15 protein-coding genes are annotated in these 19,384 nt (G+C 58.6%); 8 read left to right on the forward strand and 7 right to left on the reverse strand.

Annotated elements, in window-relative coordinates:
* Nucleotides 1-140 precede the first annotated feature (140 nt).
* Nucleotides 141-2,204, reverse strand: coding sequence for a maltose alpha-D-glucosyltransferase (gene treS, locus GIW02_RS24135; protein ID WP_236415703.1), 2,064 nt, complete (start codon nucleotides 2,202-2,204; stop codon nucleotides 141-143).
* 150 nt (nucleotides 2,205-2,354) lie between these two features.
* Nucleotides 2,355-3,137, reverse strand: coding sequence for an AraC family transcriptional regulator (locus tag GIW02_RS24140; protein ID WP_236415701.1), 783 nt, complete (start codon nucleotides 3,135-3,137; stop codon nucleotides 2,355-2,357).
* 187 nt (nucleotides 3,138-3,324) lie between these two features.
* Between GIW02_RS24140 and GIW02_RS24145 the strand changes: the two genes are divergently transcribed.
* Genes GIW02_RS24145 through GIW02_RS24165 form a run of 5 tightly spaced genes read left to right on the forward strand, consistent with a single transcriptional unit; the run spans nucleotide 3,325 to nucleotide 9,765 of the window.
* The gene (locus GIW02_RS24145) at nucleotides 3,325-4,950 is read left to right on the forward strand and encodes an APC family permease (RefSeq protein ID WP_236422128.1); all 1,626 of its coding nucleotides are present in this window, start codon (nucleotides 3,325-3,327) and stop codon (nucleotides 4,948-4,950) included.
* A 12-nt stretch (nucleotides 4,951-4,962) separates the two neighbouring features.
* A complete protein-coding gene (locus GIW02_RS24150; RefSeq protein WP_236418361.1) occupies nucleotides 4,963-5,889 on the forward strand; it encodes a 4-hydroxyproline epimerase in 927 nt (308 codons plus the stop codon).
* Between the two features lie 36 nt (nucleotides 5,890-5,925).
* On the forward strand, nucleotides 5,926-6,873 hold the full coding sequence (locus GIW02_RS24155; protein ID WP_236418360.1) for a dihydrodipicolinate synthase family protein: 948 nt from the start codon (nucleotides 5,926-5,928) through the stop codon (nucleotides 6,871-6,873).
* A gap of 57 nt (nucleotides 6,874-6,930) precedes the next feature.
* A complete protein-coding gene (locus GIW02_RS24160) occupies nucleotides 6,931-8,502 on the forward strand; it encodes an aldehyde dehydrogenase (NADP(+)) (protein WP_236418359.1) in 1,572 nt (523 codons plus the stop codon).
* Between the two features lie 3 nt (nucleotides 8,503-8,505).
* Entirely contained in the window at nucleotides 8,506-9,765 is a 1,260-nt protein-coding gene (locus GIW02_RS24165; RefSeq protein ID WP_236418358.1) for an FAD-dependent oxidoreductase, read from the forward strand.
* Between the two features lie 37 nt (nucleotides 9,766-9,802).
* On the opposite strand, the gene GIW02_RS24170 is transcribed toward GIW02_RS24165, so the two are convergent.
* From GIW02_RS24170 to GIW02_RS24180, 3 genes are all read right to left on the reverse strand, one after another.
* Nucleotides 9,803-10,810 (reverse strand): GlxA family transcriptional regulator, encoded by a 1,008-nt coding sequence (locus GIW02_RS24170; protein WP_456361621.1) that lies wholly within the window; start codon nucleotides 10,808-10,810, stop codon nucleotides 9,803-9,805.
* Between the two features lie 314 nt (nucleotides 10,811-11,124).
* Nucleotides 11,125-11,733 carry a LysE family translocator gene (locus GIW02_RS24175; RefSeq protein WP_236418357.1) on the reverse strand — a complete coding sequence of 203 codons (609 nt, stop codon included), beginning with the start codon at nucleotides 11,731-11,733 and terminating at the stop codon, nucleotides 11,125-11,127.
* Nucleotides 11,734-12,057: 324 nt separating this feature from the next.
* Nucleotides 12,058-12,222, reverse strand: a complete 165-nt coding sequence (locus tag GIW02_RS24180) for a hypothetical protein (RefSeq protein ID WP_236418356.1) — start codon at nucleotides 12,220-12,222, stop codon at nucleotides 12,058-12,060.
* Nucleotides 12,223-12,344: 122 nt separating this feature from the next.
* On the opposite strand from GIW02_RS24180, the gene GIW02_RS24185 reads away from it, so the two are divergent.
* Both GIW02_RS24185 and GIW02_RS24190 read left to right on the forward strand, forming a co-directional pair.
* On the forward strand, nucleotides 12,345-12,599 hold the full coding sequence (locus GIW02_RS24185; RefSeq protein ID WP_236418355.1) for a hypothetical protein: 255 nt from the start codon (nucleotides 12,345-12,347) through the stop codon (nucleotides 12,597-12,599).
* A 355-nt stretch (nucleotides 12,600-12,954) separates the two neighbouring features.
* Entirely contained in the window at nucleotides 12,955-13,305 is a 351-nt protein-coding gene (locus GIW02_RS24190) for a hypothetical protein (protein WP_236418353.1), read from the forward strand.
* Between the two features lie 119 nt (nucleotides 13,306-13,424).
* Here GIW02_RS24190 and GIW02_RS24195 read toward each other — a convergent pair whose 3' ends face one another.
* Together GIW02_RS24195 and GIW02_RS27430 are read right to left on the reverse strand one after the other, a co-directional pair.
* Nucleotides 13,425-14,861 carry a hypothetical protein gene (locus GIW02_RS24195; RefSeq protein WP_236418352.1) on the reverse strand — a complete coding sequence of 479 codons (1,437 nt, stop codon included), beginning with the start codon at nucleotides 14,859-14,861 and terminating at the stop codon, nucleotides 13,425-13,427.
* A 73-nt stretch (nucleotides 14,862-14,934) separates the two neighbouring features.
* On the reverse strand, nucleotides 14,935-16,698 hold the full coding sequence (locus GIW02_RS27430; protein ID WP_236422129.1) for an acyltransferase family protein: 1,764 nt from the start codon (nucleotides 16,696-16,698) through the stop codon (nucleotides 14,935-14,937).
* Between the two features lie 1,359 nt (nucleotides 16,699-18,057).
* Between GIW02_RS27430 and GIW02_RS24205 the strand changes: the two genes are divergently transcribed.
* Nucleotides 18,058-19,005, forward strand: a complete 948-nt coding sequence (locus GIW02_RS24205) for a hypothetical protein (protein WP_236422130.1) — start codon at nucleotides 18,058-18,060, stop codon at nucleotides 19,003-19,005.
* The last annotated feature ends 379 nt before the right edge of the window (nucleotides 19,006-19,384 follow it).

Raw genomic sequence — 19,384 nt, forward strand, 5'->3', positions numbered from 1 at the left:
GGGTGCTGGCCGTCGTTGGGTTCGACGGCCCCCCTGTTTTAGGTTACGGGGCTGGGGGCGCCTGCCCCCCCCGCCGGCGCCACGCCCCCGCGCCACAAGCTTGTACGCGACAAGGGGGCGATTGCCGCAACCCGCCACGGCTATACCGGTGAGCTGCTCACCACACGCAACGCCAGCCCTTCATACGCGTCCAGCGTAATCGTGAACTCACCCTCGGCGGTCAGGTCGCCTTCTACCCGCTCGTTGATGATGTCCACCACCATGCCCGCTGCAATATCGGGCAGGTGCAGGGTTTCGGTAATCGGCGTAGCGCCAAAGTTGAGCGCGGTGATCTGTATGCCCTTACCCGCCGGTAACTCGTGGACCATGATCAGCAGCGCCGGGTTCTGCACATCCGGCACCAGGATCTGGCGGCTGGCGGCAATGTCGTAGGCACGGCGCACCGCGAGGATTTTCTGCAGTTGCGAGGCAAAGGACTCCGGGTCCTGCAACTGGCTGTTCAGGCTGCCATAGAGGCTTTTGGAGCGCGGCATCTGGCCGGCGGACAGTTCGGCGTCCGGGTTCAGGTCCACCAGGTCGTAAGCGCCGCGATGAATCCAGCGCGTGTCGCCGTCCTGCATCAGGTGCGCCACCTCATCGGCGGCGAGCGGCAACGCGCCCACCAGATCCCAACCCGACAGCGCAAACACGCCGGGCTGCATGGCGTTGTACATCACCAGCAGCAAATGGATCTGGCGGATCTGTTGAATATCCGCCGCGCTGATCGCGTCGAGGTCGCGAATACCCAGCGCCGCCGTGATGATGCTGGCGGTGGTGCACGACACGCCATTGGTCACGAACTTGAGGTTGTACGGTGCATGCTCACCGGCGAGGCGCTCGTACATCTGCTCGCGGATGTGCTCGCGCAGGATATTGCCGGGGAAGGTCTGGCCCTGATAGAGAAAGCTGTCATGCGCGTGCAACGTCCAGAAGTGCACCAGCTCCAGGGTCAGCTCATCGTGGTTCTGCAAGGCGTGGATCAGCGAGCCCGGGTCGATGCCCTGGCGGTGCATTTCGCGCAGCATCAGCCGCAGGAATTCGGCGTCGCCCATCAGCAGCGCATGTTGATACGCCGGGCGGGTAATGAAGTCATAGGACAGGTCGGCGCCGCCATGGGACATCGACGCAATGTCATCCACGGTGAGGTTCAACTCCTGGAAGCTGAAACCGCCGGCCTTGCGGATCGCCCCGCCGAGCAATTGGTTGCCGGTGATCGACAGCGGGTGGCTTTCGGACCAGGCGGTGCCATCGAGCTTGCGTTCCACGCCGAGAAAACCGTTGGCGTCGAGGCGCAGGATCTTCGCGCCCATCACATCAATGGCGTGCAAGGCGTCGCCGATGATCATCTGCTGCGCGGCGAAGGTCGGGTCGAGCCAGTTCAGTGACGGCTGGCCTTCCTTGAAGTAATGCAGGTACACCCAGCGGCGTGGCTTGCCATCCACGCCCAACACCACGTCCGTGGCGCTCCAGTCGGTTTCCTTCACGCCTGGCTCGAAGAAGATCACACGCTGCAACTGGCCGACGATGTAATGCTTGTCGCGCAGGGCATCCACCTGCGCCGGGCTGAGGTTCTGCGCATCGCGCCCGTGGGCCACGTCGGGCAGCAGCGGCCAGTCCTCCTCACGGATTTCGACCATGTGGTAGAGGCCGGGGTAGTCCTCGTAGGCCATTTCGGCCAGACGAAAATCCGCGCCCTTGCCGGTGTGGGACGGGATAACGTCGTCGATGATCACCGCATTGTGCGCGGCGGCCATGCGCGTCAATGCCTGCAGTTGCGCCTCAGTGCCCAACTGCGGGTCGATCTCGAAACTGATACGGTCAAAATTGCCGTCGATGGTCGGCGTGTGTTGCGTGCCCACCAGGCCGCCGGATTTTTTCAGCGGGCCGTTATGGATGCCCTGGATACCAATCTTCGACAGCGCGTGCCACAGCGCTTCATCGCCCAACGCCTCCAACACCGTACCGCCCTCGCGGGTCACGATCGACGCGGGATAAGCGGTAAACCACACCGACGACAGGGCCGAGGCATCACGGGGCCGGGTCTGCGCATAGGGCTGTTGCCACAACCGGCCTTGCCCCGAATAGAGCTTGGCGCGCTGGCGTGCCGCATGCAGCATCGATTGTTCCACCAGCCAGTTCACATGGTTGTTTTCAGCCGCCGTCATAAGCCTGGTACCTGTCGTTGTGAATGAGCACAACGCGGTGGCTCACGTAGCAGCGCCACCGGTTGTAGTCATATGAGGCGTGCGGGGGCCATTCGTTGCATTGGATGTGGGTTTTCGGGGTCAGAAACAGCCAAGGTGCTGTGTCGAACGTCAGCCCGCCTCGCCCCCCGTGGCCTGCCGATACTGGCGCGGGGTAAACCCTGTGGACGCCTTGAACTGCCGGGTGAACGCGCTGTGGTCGGTGTACCCGCACTGCAACGCGACGTCGGTGATCGGCAGGTCGCTGTGCAGCAGGCGATGTGCGTGTTCCAGGCGCACTTTCTGGATCATCTGCCGGGGGGTCAGGTGGAACACGCGCTTGCAGTAGCGCTCCAGTTGCGCGACTGAAATGCCGGCGATGCGCGTCAGCTCGCCCAAGGTGACGCGGCGGTTGAAGTGCGTGCGGATGTGCTCGTCCACGGCGGCCAGGCGCTGGTAGGCCGGGTGGGTTTCGCTGGCCGATTGCAGGTCGACCGAGATGCCGGCCAGGCCGATGATGCGGCCTTCATGGTCATACAGCGGCCATTTGTGGGTCAGGCACCAACCGGGTTCGCGGGTGCCATACAGGTGCAGTTCGAGTTGGTCCTCAAGCACGAAACCCTGCTCCAGCACGCGCCGGTCCTGCTCGGTGTAGCCCGGCCCCAGCTGCGCAGGGAACACTTCGGCGCTGGTCTTGCCCAGCAGCGGTTGCAGCTGCTTGAGGCCGCAGCGTTGCACCAGCGTGCGGTTGGCAAGCACGTAACGCGCGCCCATGTCCTTGATGAAGATCGCGGCGTTGGGAATCACATCGAGCATCGGCAACAACTGCGCCACACCGGCCAACAGTTGCTCGATGCTGTGCGGGCGATTCGCCTCGCTCCCTTGGCAAAGGGTCGCAAACGCGCTGTGCATCATGACGGTATATCCCCTGCTGATCCCCTCGACGCGTAGCAGATTGCCCGATGCCCAGGGCGCTGTCGAGCGGCGAGAACTGTGCCGATTTCGTCATCGTTGCCGGCAAAAAACATCAATCGCGGCCCCGCCTTCGCGTTCAGGATAGGGCCACTGCTGCCTATCCAATAACTCACAAGAAGGCGACGCTATGTCAGCTCAAGGCAAGTTCAAGAAACAGCTTTCCCTGATGGACCTGACCTTTATCGGCTTGGGTGCCATCTTCGGTTCGGGCTGGCTGTTTGCAGCCAGCCATGTGTCCGCTATCGCAGGCCCGGCCGGGATTATTTCCTGGTTGATCGGTGGTTTCGCGGTGCTGCTGTTGGGCATCGTGTACTGCGAACTCGGCGCAGCATTGCCGCGCGCCGGTGGCGTGGTGCGTTACCCGGTGTATTCCCACGGCCCGCTGCTGGGTTACCTGATGGGCTTTATCACGCTGATCGCGTTTTCCAGCCTGGTGGCCATCGAAGTGGTTGCCTCGCGCCAATACGCCGCGGCGTGGTTTCCCGAGTTGACCAAGGCCGGTTCCAGCGACCCGACTACCCTCGGTTGGCTGGTGCAATTCGCCCTGCTGTGCCTGTTCTTTGTGCTCAATTACCGCAGTGTAAAAACCTTCGCCATCGCCAATAACCTGGTCAGCGTGTTCAAGTTCATCGTGCCGCTGTTGGTGATCGGCGTGCTGTTCACGTTCTTCAAACCGGCGAATTTTCAGGTGCAGGGTTTTGCACCGTTCGGCCTCTCGGGCATCGAGATGGCGGTGTCGGCGGGCGGGGTGATTTTTGCGTACCTGGGGCTGACGCCGATCATCTCGGTGGCCAGTGAAGTGAAGAACCCGCAACGCACGATTCCGATTGCGTTGATCCTCTCGGTGCTGTTGTCGACGGCGATCTATGTGCTGCTGCAAACCGCGTTCCTCGGTGGCGTGCCCACCGAGATGCTCGCCAATGGCTGGGCCGGGATCAGCAAGGAACTGGCGCTGCCGTATCGCGATATCGCCCTGGCGTTGGGCGTGGGCTGGCTGGCCTACCTGGTGGTGGCCGACGCGGTGATCTCCCCCAGCGGCTGCGGCAATATCTACATGAACGCCACGCCGCGTGTGGTGTACGGCTGGGCGCAGACGGGCACGTTCTTCAAGATCTTCACGCGTATCGATGAGAAATCCGGCATCCCGCGCCCGGCGCTGTGGCTGACCTTTGGGTTGTCGGTGTTCTGGACCCTGCCATTTCCGTCCTGGGAAGCGCTGATCAATGTGGTCTCAGCGGCGCTGATCCTCAGCTACGCCGTGGCCCCGGTCACCGTTGCCGCGCTGCGTCGCACTGCACCGGACATGGCTCGCCCGTTTCGGGTCAAGGGCATGGCCGTGCTGGGCCCGCTGTCGTTCATCATCGCCGCACTGATCGTCTACTGGTCCGGCTGGAGCACCGTTTCGTGGCTGCTCGGCCTGCAGATCCTGATGTTTGTGGTGTACCTGCTCTGCGCACGCTGGGTGCCGACCGCGCATATCAATCTCAAGCAACAGGTGCGTTCCTCGGCCTGGCTGATCGGCTTTTACGCGGCAACCATCCTGCTCTCCAAGCTCGGCAGTTTTGGCGGCATCGGCGCGATCAGCCACCCGTTTGACACGCTGGTCGTCGCCGTCTGCGCCCTGGGTATTTACTACTGGGGCGCCGCTACGGGCGTACCGGCCCAGCTGGTGCAACTGGAGCATGAAGCCGATGAAAGCGAAGCCGTCGACGAACCCCACGGCAGCACCCCGCTGACCCCGGCCACCCACTGAATGGAGCGTTTTATGAAGCGACTGCATGTGATCGACTCCCACACCGGCGGTGAACCCACGCGCCTGGTGATGACGGGCTTCCCCACGCTTGAAGGCGCAAGCATTGCCGCCCAGCTGGAGCACCTGCGCAGCCAGCATGACGCCTGGCGCCGCGCCTGCCTGCTGGAGCCACGCGGCAACGATGTGCTGGTCGGCGCGCTGTACTGCGAGCCGGTGACACCGGGGGCCACCTGCGGGGTGATCTTCTTCAACAACGCCGGCTACCTGGGCATGTGCGGCCACGGCACCCTCGGGCTGGTGGCGTCGTTGCACCACCTGGGGCGCATTCAACCGGGCGTGCATGCCATCGACACGCCGGTTGGCCCGGTGGAGGCCACCTTGCACGCCGATGGCGCAGTGACCCTGCGCAACGTGCCCGCCTATCGCCATCGCCGGCAAGTGGCGGTGGACGTGCCGGGGCATGGCGTGGTGCATGGCGATATCGCCTGGGGCGGCAACTGGTTTTTCCTGGTGGAGGAACATGGCCAGACGCTCGAGATGAGTAACGTAGACGCCCTCACCGACTACACCTGGGCGATGCTCAAGGCCCTCAAGGACCAGGGCATCCATGGCGCAGACGGTGCGCTGATCGACCATGTCGAACTGTTCGCCGATGACCCTCACGCCGACAGCCGCAACTTCGTGATGTGCCCCGGCAAAGCCTACGACCGCTCGCCCTGCGGCACCGGCACCAGCGCCAAGCTGGCGTGCCTGGCTGCCGACGGCAAGCTCGCCGCCGGGGAGACCTGGGTGCAAGCCAGCATCACCGGCAGCCAATTCGAAGGCCGTTATGAATGGGACGGCGAACGCGTCCGCCCGTTCATCACCGGCCGCGCCTACATGACCGCCGACAGCACCTTGCTGATCGACGAGCAGGACCCTTTCGCCTGGGGCATCTGAACCCAGTCTTTTTCGCTTGAATACGGAGCTAACACAATGACTGACAACATCTTCACCGGTTGCATCCCCGCCCTGATGACGCCATGCACCGCCGCACGTAAGCCAGACTTCGACGCCCTGGTGGCCAAGGGTCGCGAGCTGATCGATGCCGGTATGAGCGCCGTGGTGTATTGCGGTTCCATGGGCGACTGGCCGCTGCTGACCGAGGCCGAGCGCCAGGAAGGCGTGGCGCGTCTGGTCGCCGCCGGCGTGCCAACCATCGTCGGCACCGGTGCGGTGAACAGCCGCGAGGCCATCGCCCACGCTGCCCATGCGGCCAAGGTCGGCGCCCATGGGTTGATGGTGATTCCGCGCGTGCTGTCCCGTGGCGCCAGTGCTACTGCGCAAAAGGCGCATTTCTCGGCGATCCTCAAGGCCGCGCCCAACCTGCCGGCGGTGATCTACAACAGCCCCTACTACGGCTTCGCGACCCGCGCCGAGCTGTTCTTCGAACTGCGCCGCGAACACCCGAACCTGATCGGCTTCAAGGAGTTCGGCGGCGCAGCCGACCTGCGCTACGCGGCCGAAAACATCACCTCCCAGGACGACAGCGTGACCCTGATGGTGGGCGTCGACACCCAAGTGGTGCACGGTTTCGTCAACTGCAACGCCACCGGCGCCATCACCGGTATCGGCAACGCGCTGCCACGCGAGGTGCTGCACCTGGTGGCGCTGAGCAAGCAAGCCGCCAAGGGCGACGCCAAGGCCCGCCGCCTGGCCCGTGAACTCGAAACCGCGCTGGCGGTGTTGTCGTCCTTCGATGAAGGCTGCGACCTGGTGCTGTATTACAAGCACCTGATGGTGCTCAACGGTGACAGCGGCTACGCGCTGCACTTCAATGAAACCGATGTGCTCAGCGAGGCCCAGCGCCGTTACGCCGAAGCGCAATACGCGCTGTTCCGTCAGTGGTACGCCACCTGGTCGGCCGAGCAGAACGTCGCCTGACCCCACGCGCCGCCGTGAGGCTTACGGCGGCCACCCCTCTTTTATCAGGACCACTCCATGACTCTGACGGGCAAGATGCTGATCGGTCAGCACCCCCTTTCCGGCACGCGCGAAGCGATCCGGACCATCAACCCCGCCACCGACGTGCCACTGGAGCCGCCGTACGCCGGCGGCAGCCGTGAACACGTTGAACAGGCTTGCGCCTTGGCCTGGTCGGCGTTCGACACCTACCGCGAAACGCGCCTGGAGGAACGCGCCGCGTTCCTTGAGCGCATTGCCGACAACATCGAAGCCTTGGGCGAGGTGTTGATCGAGCGCGCCGTCGCCGAAACCGGCCTGCCGATTGCGCGTATTCAGGGCGAACGCGGCCGTACCTGCGGGCAACTGCGCACGTTTGCCCGCACCGTGCGCGCAGGCGAATGGCTGGACGTGCGCGTAGACACTGCGCAACCGCAACGTCAGCCCCTACCCCGCGCCGACCTGCGCCAGCGCCACGTTGCGCTGGGCCCGGTGGCGGTGTTTGGCGCGAGCAACTTCCCGCTGGCCTTTTCGGTGGCGGGTGGCGACACCGCGTCTGCACTCGCCGCCGGTTGCCCGGTGGTGGTCAAGGCCCACGGCGCCCACCCCGGCACCAGTGAACTGGTGGGCCGCGCGGTCGCCCAGGCAGTCCACGACTGTGGTCTGCCCCAAGGCGTGTTCTCACTGCTCTATGGGTCCGGTCGCGACGTGGGCATCGCGCTGGTGACCGACCCACGCATCAAGGCCGTGGGCTTCACCGGCTCGCGCAGTGGCGGGGTTGCGCTGTGCCAGGCCGCACAGGCCCGGCCGGAGCCGATCCCGGTGTATGCGGAAATGAGCTCCATCAACCCGGTGTACCTGTTTCCTGCCGCGCTGCAGGCCCGCAGTGATGCCTTGGCGCACGCTTTTGCGGCTTCGTTGACCCAGGGCGCCGGGCAGTTCTGCACCAACCCCGGCCTGGTGATTGCCGTGCAAGGGCCAGCCCTGGATCACTTCATCAGCGTGGCGAGCGAACAGCTGTCGCAGTGCGCCGCCCAAACCATGCTCACTCCGGGCATCTGGAGTGCCTATGCAAGCGGCATCAGCCTCTTGGCAGAACATGCTCAGGTCAGCGCCCAAGGCTTGCCAGCGCAGGGGCCGAACCAGGGCCAGGCGCACCTGTTCGTGACCCAGGCCGACGCGTTTCTGGCCAACGAGCACCTGCAAGTGGAAGTCTTCGGCGCGGCATCGCTGGTGGTGCAGTGCGCGGATGAGCAGCAGGTGCGCGAGGTTTGCGAACACCTGGAGGGCCAACTGACAGCAACCCTGCACGTGGATGAAGCTGACCTTTCCCATGCCCAGGCCCTGCTGCCGGTGCTGGAGCGCAAGGCCGGTCGCCTGTTGGTCAACGGCTGGCCAACCGGGGTGGAGGTCTGTGACGCCATGGTGCATGGCGGGCCGTTCCCGGCCACGTCCGATGCACGCAGCACCTCGGTGGGCACGGCGGCGATCCAGCGGTTCCTGCGCCCGGTGTGCTATCAGGACTTCCCCGACGCCCTGCTGCCAGAGGCGCTCCAGCACGGCAACCCCTTGCAGTTGCGGCGCTTGCTCGACGGCCGGCGGGAGGCGTAGGCGATGTCCGACCCTAACCATGCAGACATCGCCGTGGTCGGCGCCGGCATTATCGGCGTCGCCTGTGCCCTGCAGTTGGCGCGCCAAGGGCGGCGCGTGGTGGTGATCGACCAGCAGGCGCCGGGCATGGGGGCCTCTTATGGCAATGCCGGCCACCTGGCGACCGAGCAGGTGTTTCCGATTGCCGACCTGTCGATCCTCAAACGCTTGCCGGCCATGCTGATGGACCCGATGGGCCCGCTGCGCCTGGACTGGAAGTACCTGCCGCGCGCCCTGCCCTGGTTTGTCCGCCTGCTACTCAACCTGCGCCCGGCCCGTTACCAGCAGACGGTGGCAGGCATCCGTGCGTTGAACGAAGGCAGCCTCGGCGCCTGGCAGCGCTTGCTGCAGAGCATTCAGCGGCCACAGCTGCTGCGCGAAGACGGCTCGCTGCTGGTGTACGAACGCGCAGATTCGCGACCGGCCATTGAGGCGTTGCAACAGCGCATGCAGCAGCAGAACGTGGCGGTGGCGGCCTGGAGCGGCGACGCCATACGCAAGGTCGCGCCGCAGTTGAGCGATGCGATTCAGGGCGGGCTGTTTTTCCCCGGCACTGGGCACTTTCTCGACCCCTACCAGGTGGTGTGTGAGCTGGTCGATGCGGCCAAGGCCAGCGGCGTGCAATTCCTCCAGCGCCGGGTACTGGACGCACGGCTGGCTGATCCGGGCGTTACGCTGGTGACCGACCAAGGGCTGCTGGCGGCGCACCAGGTGCTGATCAGCTGCGGCGCCCATTCGGCCACACTCACCCATGCATTGACCGGTCAATCAGTGCCGCTGGACACGGAGCGTGGCTACCACCTGATGCTGCCCCATGAACCGCAGCGCCTGCCCTTCGCCGTCACGTCCCTGGAGCGAAAATTCATCATGACCCCCATGACCGACGGCCTGCGCCTGGCCGGCACCGTCGAATTCGCCGGCCTCGAGCGTCCTGCCAATATGGCACGCGCCTGGCAATTGCATCGCTTGAGCAAGGGCTTGTTTCGTGACGACCTGAACGCGCAGGACGCCACCCCGTGGATGGGCTTTCGGCCGTCGTTGCCGGACTCACTGCCGATCATCGATCGGGTGTGCGAGGGCAAGGTAGTGCTCGCGTTCGGGCACCAGCATCTGGGGCTGACCCAAGCGGCGGTGACGGCGGAGATGGTCGCGCACCTGCTGTCGGCAGGCCCGCTGCGATCGGACTTGCCGGATATGAGGCCGTATCGACTGGCGCGCTTCTGAAAATCGCGGTTCGCAAAGGGGATGCTGGCTGCTGAGGCTATTTGACCAAACGCTTTTCCTTCGAGGGGCGATAGCCGAAATACGAGCTGTAGCACTTGCTGAAATGGCTCGGCGAGACAAAGCCGCACGCCACCAGCACGTCCACTTGTGACAGCTCGGTGTGCTGCAACAGGCGCCGAGCTTCGGTCACGCGCAACTCCATGTAGTAGCGTTGCGGCGTGGTGCCCAGCTGTTCCTTGAACAAGCGCTCGAGCTGGCGCCGCGAGCGGCCGGCGTACACCGCCAACTGGTCCAGGTCCAGGGGCTCTTCGAGGTTGGCGTCCATCAGTTTCACCACCTCGCGCAGCGGCGCGCTGACGCTGACATTTTCCGTGGGCTTGATGCGTCGATAGCGTGACTCCTCAAACGCCAGGATGTCTTCGATCCCTTCAACCAGGGCTTTGTCGTGCAGGCCTTTGATCCAGTCCAGCGCCATGTGGAACGCGCCGGAGGGGCTGGACGCCGTGAGGCGGTCGCGGTCGATCACATAGGGCTCGCTGGTGACGTGGGTAGCCTTGGACACTTCGGACAACGCCGGGCGGTGTTCCGGGTGGATGGCGCAGCGGTAGCCCTGCAACAGGCCGGCACGCCCGAGGAACCACGCGCCGTTCCACAGCCCGGCAAGGCTCACGCCGTGTTCGGCGGCGCTGTGCAGCAGTTGGATGAAGCCTTCACCAGCCTTGAGTTCGGTGCGCAAGCCGCCACAGATCACCAGCAATTGAAGTTCGTGCAGGGCCGCTGCATCGAGGCGCGCGTCGGGGCGGATCACCAGGCCCAGGTCGCTGATGACTTCGCCGTCGCCACAGCCGAACGTGCGCGCAGCGAACAGCTCGGGGCGCAGCAGGTTGGCGGTGACGAAGGTGTCGAGGGTCTGGGTGAACGCGGGCAGCGAGAAATGCTCAAGCAGCAGGAAGCCGACGCGGGTCACCGACGTCGGCTGCGAGGTTTCGTTGAGGTAGCGCAGGTTCTTGCCTTTCATGCCACCGCTGAATTGACGTCTTTCCATCGAGGGTTGGCCCACTATTTTTATAGATGCAATGGGCGCCATCTTAGGGGCAAATGCGACGGCTGTCTCAGGCACTGATCTTGAGAAAACCGCACCCGCCAAAAGCCCGCAGCAGAACAGCGGCGGGCCCATCTGATACGGTTTTTTCTTTGTTATCTGCCTCTGTATCGAAATGCGTTGCGGGCGGACAATGGCGTCAACCCCACTCCCTTCCCTTAGGAGGCCTTATGACCAAGATGGCACTTTTCCTGTTCGGCTTTTTGGTATTGACCATCGGCATCGGCCTGCTGGCCACTATCTCGCCGGTCTAACCTTCAGCCGGCAAACAACATCGGGTACAGCGACAGCACCAGCAACCCAGCCATCGACCAGTTAAACAGGCGCAGCCAGCGTGGCTCGCGCAATACGTTGCGCAACCCGGTGCCACAGCCGACCCACACGCAGACGCTGGGCAGGTTGACCACCGCGAACACCAGCGCAATCACCAGCACGTTGGTCACATAGCCCTCAGCCGGCGTATAGGTGGTGATGGCTCCCAACGCCATGATCCAGGCCTTGGGGTTGACCCACTGGAACGCGGCTGCGCCCAGGAAGGTCATGGGTTTGCCGTGCTCGTCATGGCTGTCGGACATACCGCCCGCCGTCGCAATCTTCCACGCCAGGTACAGCAAGTATGCCGCACCCACGTAGCGCAGCAGCGTGTAGGCCCACGGGAACAGCTTGAACACCTCGCCCAGGCCCAGGCCGACCGAAATCACCAATAGCATGAACCCGATACTGATCCCCAAGGCATGCGGCATCGAGCGGCGAAACCCGAAGTTCACCCCCGACGCGAGCAACATGGTGTTATTGGGACCGGGCGTGATCGACGACACGAAGGCGAACAGCACAAACGCTGACAGCAGGCTGGTAGACATGAACATGATGCGGCATCCAAACGGTGTGATATGCCTGCGACAGTAAAGCCATATCGGCCCCGCCGCCCCGTACAGCTGGCGGCGGATACACGCATACACTTTGCGGCCAACGTGAATCGCCGCTGAACGCATTTAGAAAACGCCTACACCGTTTTCACATCCCTTTCACAGACACGGGCCTATGGTAAACCCAGCTCCTAATGAACATCCCTTTAGCCCGCGCTCCCCATCGCGGGCTTTTCTTTGCCTGCGATTTAGCCAGGCAAAAAAAAGGCAAGCCAGTGTGCATGACTTGCCTCCCTTGCCTCCCTTGCCTCCCTTGCCTACCCGTTAGCGCGGGCCACCGCCCGGGCCGCCAGGCCCACCGCCTTGACCATGCCCACCGCCATGTCCACCGCCGCCACCACCACCCGGTGGCATGAACATCCAGCAGCCCGACAATGTCGACAACAGCGCGACCACAACAGCCGCCTTGGTGAGGTAATTCAACTTCATGACCGTACTCTCTTGCTTGACGAGATTAACTTCTCGCCAGGTATGACAGCGCAGAACCAAGGGCGTCACGGTTATCGTGTAACCTGTTGGTAGGGTTTGTAGGGTTAACGATACAAGGGCGGGTGGATACAGTGATACGTGACCTGGATGGACCAAGAACCGCTCAGCAAGAACTGTTTTACGACCTCGAGGATGCGGCGGCCGTGATTGGTTGGTCGGTGGTGGAACTCAAGACTATGGCGACTAAAGCCAAGACACCGAGTGAAGCGTTGGCGCTGATGAAGCTCTGCGCATTACTGACGGCGCAGCATGAAAAGCTTGGGGGGTATGCGGGGGAAGTGAAGGGTCAGCGGATTGTCCGGGCTGAGGCGGATTGAGGCGTGACGCGGCCTCAGGCGGCGATTATCGGGAGGTTCAACTTGGGTTGCGTGATGGGCTGTCAATGCTTCGTCGCCTACCGTCGGGATATACAGGGTGCAGACTCAGTGATGGCGTAATACAATCACCTCCCCCCTCTCAAGCACTGCGCGCATAAGGAGATGCACCTTGTACACCTTGATCAGCCACGCCGCCCTACCTCCCTTCGAACTGAACAGCACCCCGTCTTTCAACCTCCTCACCATAGTGCGCAGTTGCTTGAATCCAGTGCATCTGCACTGTTGTTAAGTTAAAACAATTAAACAACTTGAATATATAAAAGTGAAAATATCTTACACACCATTAGTCGTAAGCATGGCACTTCTTGCCGGATGTTCAACGCCAGACATGTTAAGGGCCAAGCCACCCTCAATAGAAATAATTAGTTCAAATAAAGCTAAAGCTGTTGCTGGATGCATAGTGCTCGACACAGAGGAAATCTTTAGAGAACCGCTGGCAAGAAATGCAAAAATCCATACCCGTCCTATTTCCGGAGGGTACACAATCTGGCTTGATGAAGGCGTAGCTTTTGGAGAGGCAACAGCAATGGTTATTGATGTGACTGACACTCCGACCGGTTCCACCACCTCCTTTCATAATGATTTGACCGCTACGTATCTAGAAAGGACCAACAAGGTAATTCGTAACTGCCAGTTAGCTTTGTAGGAAGCTTGCAGTCAATTTTTCTGTAGGGCATGTCGACAGGCAAAAGCAAGCCCGCGCGGATAGATCAAAGCAGCCGCCAACTGCTCGTCCGCGCGACCCCATACAGTGCAGAGCCAGGGCTATACGCTAATGATGTACTTTCGGCTCGTGCTGCGGTCATCCACGTCAACGACTCCATAGTCGATGTATGTGTCCCGGTACTCGAGCACGCCTCCATTTACAGATGAAAGCGCGGCGCCCGAATTTCCTGTTGCTTGGCAGCTGTGAAGCCACATATGCGACGTAGGCGTTTCATCATTTCTTTTGCCGCTGATTTGGAATCCGTGACCGAAACGGTCGCCGTTGCCGTTTTCGTTGCTGGAACACCGGACATTAAACGTCCGTGCGTCATTGATATCAGCCACGCCAGGGCCTCGGTTCTTAAAGTAAAGTCCGCCTAGCCGGAAGCCATTGACAGCCTCATGGCAGGTCGAGCCATTACCCGTGCGCGCTTTTAGATTCTCAGCGCCGACGCAATCGATCTCGACGAAGTGCGGTGAAATTCCGTTGCGCTCATGGTAATTGAAACCATCGTTCACATTTCTTGAAGATGAGCATTTGATCGATATGGAAACCCCAACATCCAGGATTTGATAACCATCACCAGTAGAACCGCACGTATTGATGCGTTCTGCGTAAACGACAGTATCGAGGTTGCCATCTCGAGCGGTGAAGGCACCGTCCCTGCCGCCAATGTAAGTAATTCCACTGTGATGAAACTTTACTGACTTTGAGTACAGCCCCATCTTCTTCCGATGGTAGGGCAATACACGTGATGGCTCGGTTTTAGCATCCGGCCAGGAAATGAATGTTTTATTCCCATCAGCAAACCAGAGGCCCGCCTGGTCGTTTAACTCACCCAAGCTCTCTGCCCGTTCAAACGCAAATGGATTGCCGGCACCATCAAGATGATCAAGCGAAACAAACCCTCTGGCTTTTTTGTCCTTGAGAGAGCAAACAAAAACTCCCTTATAGTCAGTTTTAGAGAACTTCAAGAAATCTGTTTTCGGCACACTGATAAAATATACCGGACCATCAACCCCCTGAATAGAAACATCCCTATTGCGCTTGTACTCGCCTAAATTGAAGCCATGAAAATAAATCCCAGACTTGACGTAAACTACATCTACATCGGGCTTACCCAGCGCATCACTTACACTGGACAAAGAATTGGCCCAAGACTTCCCGGCATTCCAAGCCGCGCCTTGGTTGGATACGTAATAGCGTCCCGCCTTCACTTCGCTTGATTCATCAGCAGAAACTGACGCTCCAATCGGCAAAAAGCTAGATAGGTCATTGAGCAAACGGGAGGATCCGTCGCTGAACATCTCGTAATTGAATTTTTCAAAAATTCGAGATTGGAACTGCTCAGGAGTAACGAATACGCCGCCGCAGTCACTGTGGGCATTCAACCGCTCCCCGTCAGTAGCTCCGGGCTGTGCCGCTGCATACCTGAGAGGAACACCCAGTAGAGCCAATGAAATAGAGCGTGCAAGAAACGTTCTTCGCGAAAACATCCTGTCTCCAGACGAGTAATTTAAATTACAAAAGATGAAACTATACACAGAACTTTTGCATAATTTCATCAAATCAATTGAAAAGCCCTGGATTATCCCGAATTAGCAACGCGCCGACGTAGTCGGAGCCAGACACATTAAGGTGATTTTTATCACGGAAAAGAAGCTTTCCATTCAAGGTCATACTGCATCGCTTGTTATCGCAGAAGTATTGATTAATGGGCAGATATTTAACACGAGGTTCTTTACGAGCGACGCTACGCAACTGCCCTTCGTACGCATCAAACTCCTTCTTAGCGTCAGCTAGCGGTATGGCGCAGGCATCTTTTTGCATGCGAGCTTTAATCAAACACCTCTTAGGATCAAACGGAAATCTAGGAGTATCATCAACCAAATAAACATATTTGCCACTGTCAAGCAATGCCCCTACAGAAGCAAGTACCTCTTGTTCCAGGTTGGAGTTTTTCGCGATTTCTTGCATACGTTTGATCCAATGCACCGCGATCATAACTTTTTGTGGGGAATCAGGACGCTGAAGAAATTCGTAAATTTCTTTGAAGTCGGAATTTCCAACAAAGGGGGCGCTGGCCTTGATGTAATAAGCGACGTTATGTTCGGGAAGCGCCTTTGCCAAGCCGTTAAATAAATGTTCGGCATGGCTATCTCCAATAATTGCGAGATCGACCTTTGAGTCCGGCTTCGACTGCATACAACGTATGTGCCCATCGTAAGCCAGCGCTTTTTCCCTTATGCTATTTTCGGCGCAGACGTGATAGTAATCAACAAGATAGCTAAAAAACTTTTTCTGTCCGTATTCAGCAGCAATTTCGTTAGGGCCTTTTATCTCCACCGCAGCGCCATTATAGACAAGGTAGCCGCTGCATCCGATAACCAATACCAGTGCGGCAAGACCTTTAGGAATAATGCTGCGCGACGAAAGCCTGATCGGTGTTTCTACGAACTTATAGGTTAACCACGCAAGCACTATGGCTGCCAGCACAGCGTAACGCCGGTACTCTGCACTAGGAAACTCACCCTTCAGAATAGTGGCAAGCGATATCAGGGGCCAATGCCATAGATATAATGGAAAGCTAATCAGTCCAATCCATACAGCAAACCGGTTCGCAAGCATCAGACGCGTAACCCTGGAACCTTCAGCCGGGCCGATCAACAACAACGACGCTGCCACGGGCACCGCTGCCCATATGCCGGGAAAGGGTTTACGCGCATCGATTATCGCAAAGCCAACTGCCAGTAACATAAGCGCGCCCACAGCGCTTACTTCCGCAACCCATTGAGGGCGTGCCGCACGGTTGACTCGATGGTAAATATGCAAATAGGAAAGAATACCGCCGAAAGCGAGTTCCCAAAACCGTGTCAGCGGCGAGTAAAACGCCTCGACGGGATCACTGGAAACTTTAGTCACACACAAATAAAACGAAGCGATTGCCAGTGTCGGGATGACAATCAAAGAGGCTTTGCGAAACTTCCACCCCAACCACAACACCAGCGGCCAGGCCAGATAAAACTGTTCTTCTACCCCCAAGCTCAACAAATGAAGAAGGGGCTTCAGCTCTGCAGCAGCATCGAAATAGCCTGACTCACTCCACAGCGTCAGATTCGCCACGAACCCCGCCCCAGAGGCTACGTGCTTACCGAGTTTGCGATATTCAGAATCGAATAAAAAGAACCAGCCAAACACTACACAAAACAACAATACAAGTGATAGGGCCGGAAAAATCCTCTTGGCCCGGCGCGCATAGAAGTCAAAAATATCAAACTTTTCGCTGGCTAAGTTCTTTAGCAGGATGCCCGTTATCAAATAACCTGAGATCACAAAAAAACATCAACCCCAATAAACCCGTCGGGGATTAACTTGGGGAATGCGTGGTAAATCACAACGGCCATAACAGCCAACGCCCGCATTCCGTCAATGTCAGGCCTATATTGTGGATGTGAACTCATATCGCGCGAGTGCCTTCCATAGTATTAAAACGACCAGAGCGCACACCCTGATCTGTAGTCCGAGGGCGCGCAGTTTAACCTTGTGAGTTTTTCACATCAATCGCGTAAGCCCTTACGAGCCGAATTCCAGAAACGACTTAACGGATGGTGCCTGGGGCGAAGACGTCCCGCGCGCCTCTATGCCGGCTCAAATAGTGACTGAGATATTTCCTGTCGCGCCGGGATCTAGAAGAGCTGGCCAAGCTGAGAAGGCTTGGGCCGCCACGCGGCATGACTTGGGGGTGGCTATCGCTCTATCTGGAGCGCACCGCAATTTAAAGGCCTAACCAAATATCAGTCATCGCAATAAAAGAGACAGGTTGCGGAAGGCGTTACCAAATTCCAGGCAATAAAAAACCCCGTAGACCATTGATCTACGGGGCTTTAAGAGTGGAGGCCGAAGTCGGAATCGAACCGGCGTAGGCGGATTTGCAACCTACGAATATCCTCATTATTTTCAATAGGTTATCTCAATATAATTCCGCACCGTCAACATTCTACCTCGCTGGAGCCCACTGAAATCGGGAGGTTCTATTTCCGTTGCGGAATTGATTTTTATGCTTCGTGGCCTGCAGTCGGGTAACCATCCGGGTCATCCCATCAGGCCTCTCGTTCAACGGTCTGGGAAAAGGGATTCGAACCCCTTCTAGAATCACTAGAGACCGCTGCAGGCATTAAAATACGGGCTACCAAGCTCAGCCATCTGGATCTTTGCGGCGTAATGCGGCCTCTGATCTGCCCTAAATGTGCCCTAAACCGCGTCCAATAATCACCCGGCCCTTCCCATACGACCAGGGTCCGCTTTCGGCCAGAAGCTGATATTCAGGTCAGAGGGGTACGATGGACCGGCGTCTGCGCACCTCGACGGATCCCCGACCTACTTCACCCCGAGGAAGAGGTGGGAGCAATACGCGCAGCGCTGGTAGCTCAGTAGAAATTTGAGGAAAAGCTGAAGCCGTTAGCTCTCGATGCGGATGGTCCGACCGGCGCTAAAAACATCTAAATGGAATTTGTGTATGTGCTTTTTGGTAGGATCTGTGCTTGAGATGATTTTTAGCCGGACGAAAGTATTCTAAGTAAGCTGGCGCCTTTTGATTTTGATCGGATTTATGCAGCATCGCCGGTTTTAGATGGATAGTAGTATCTGAGAGTCGTATAAGATTTTTACGTAAATATCTGATGGAGTTGGATGATGAAAGCTCGGAAGTTTAGGCCGTTGAATCTTGGGAAACTTACCGTTGTCGCGGTAATATCTCTCATAATTGGTGTCTGGATTGGTGCGTGGTGGTGGGTTTCCAATCCATCAGACTTTATCAAAAATCTGACGAATCAGCCGTTAGCAGATACCTTCAGCAGCGTTAATGCACTGTTCGCGGGGCTAGCATGTGCTGGCGTACTCATCACGATTTATCTTCAAATGCGCGAATTGAGTATGACTGCTGATGATCTAAAGAAGACAGCAGAGGCCAACACAGCCACGGCGCGTGCGATTAGTGATACAGCCTTGGCTAACGGTGAAATGGCTCGGGCCAGTCTTAAAGTTGCTATCCATGCGGACGAGCGATCAGTGCTGGATCTATTTCAGGTGTACTGCAGCCAATATTTTCAGGATGTGAAAAACTCTTCAATGAGCGTGCTGATTCCATGTGTAGCCAGTAAGGAGTATTTTGATTTTGTGGTGAGCCGTTTTTTTGTCGCAGAACAACTCCCTCTCCCATCAAGTTGCTGGGAGCGAGTGTCAAACGTCACATATTCCAAGAGCTATGACGAATTCATCATTCAGGAGCAGCACCACCGCTACAAACTAGACGAACTTATTAACTTTTTTACCATGTTGACTGGCCGTGATAACGCTCGCGAAATCATCTTGCGTTGTGACTTTTCTTATTCTTGGTGGCGGCCGTTGTTTTGGATGATCGCGTCTCAGCAAGAACGCCGTATTAATGAGTGCCCCCGTGTTCGAGCCTATGCCACACCATTGTATTTTTTAACGGCGGTGAAAAAGTTAGATGAAATTTATGGTTTTGAACCGTTTTCATCTGATGCTGATATGTGGGATTTCATTATTCATCACCCAAAAATTCAAAGTTACTATTTGGATCCAGCGCACGGAGCGCATCTGTCCAGAAGCGCGGTATGAAGGCAAACTTATCAAACTCCAAGCTACACCTTAAATAGGAGATGGCGTTGTAGATCGCCATCTACCGATTTGCCGCTGACTACCACCTACCTCACACCTGTCGGCGAGCAGGCGACTACCTTGTTGCACGAGACGACCGGGATGTGGTTAAAACCGGTATTTCGACTTACAGACATGGCCGGCAGTTATCGCTGCATAGCTGACACCCGCTGGCAAATCACGAACGGCAGCTACTTAGCGATTGACCGCTTCTGGCCCAGAGTGTGTAAAAACGCGCTGATGCACTGTCGGCGCGCAGCGCTGACGGTTGTTAGCTGAGTAATTGCTCACAACAAGTCCTGCGGATCATCACGAGGGTCTGGGAGCCCCTAGCGCCGCT

Source organism: Pseudomonas syringae (assembly GCF_021606685.1).
Taxonomy (GTDB): Bacteria; Pseudomonadota; Gammaproteobacteria; order Pseudomonadales; family Pseudomonadaceae; genus Aquipseudomonas; species Aquipseudomonas syringae_R.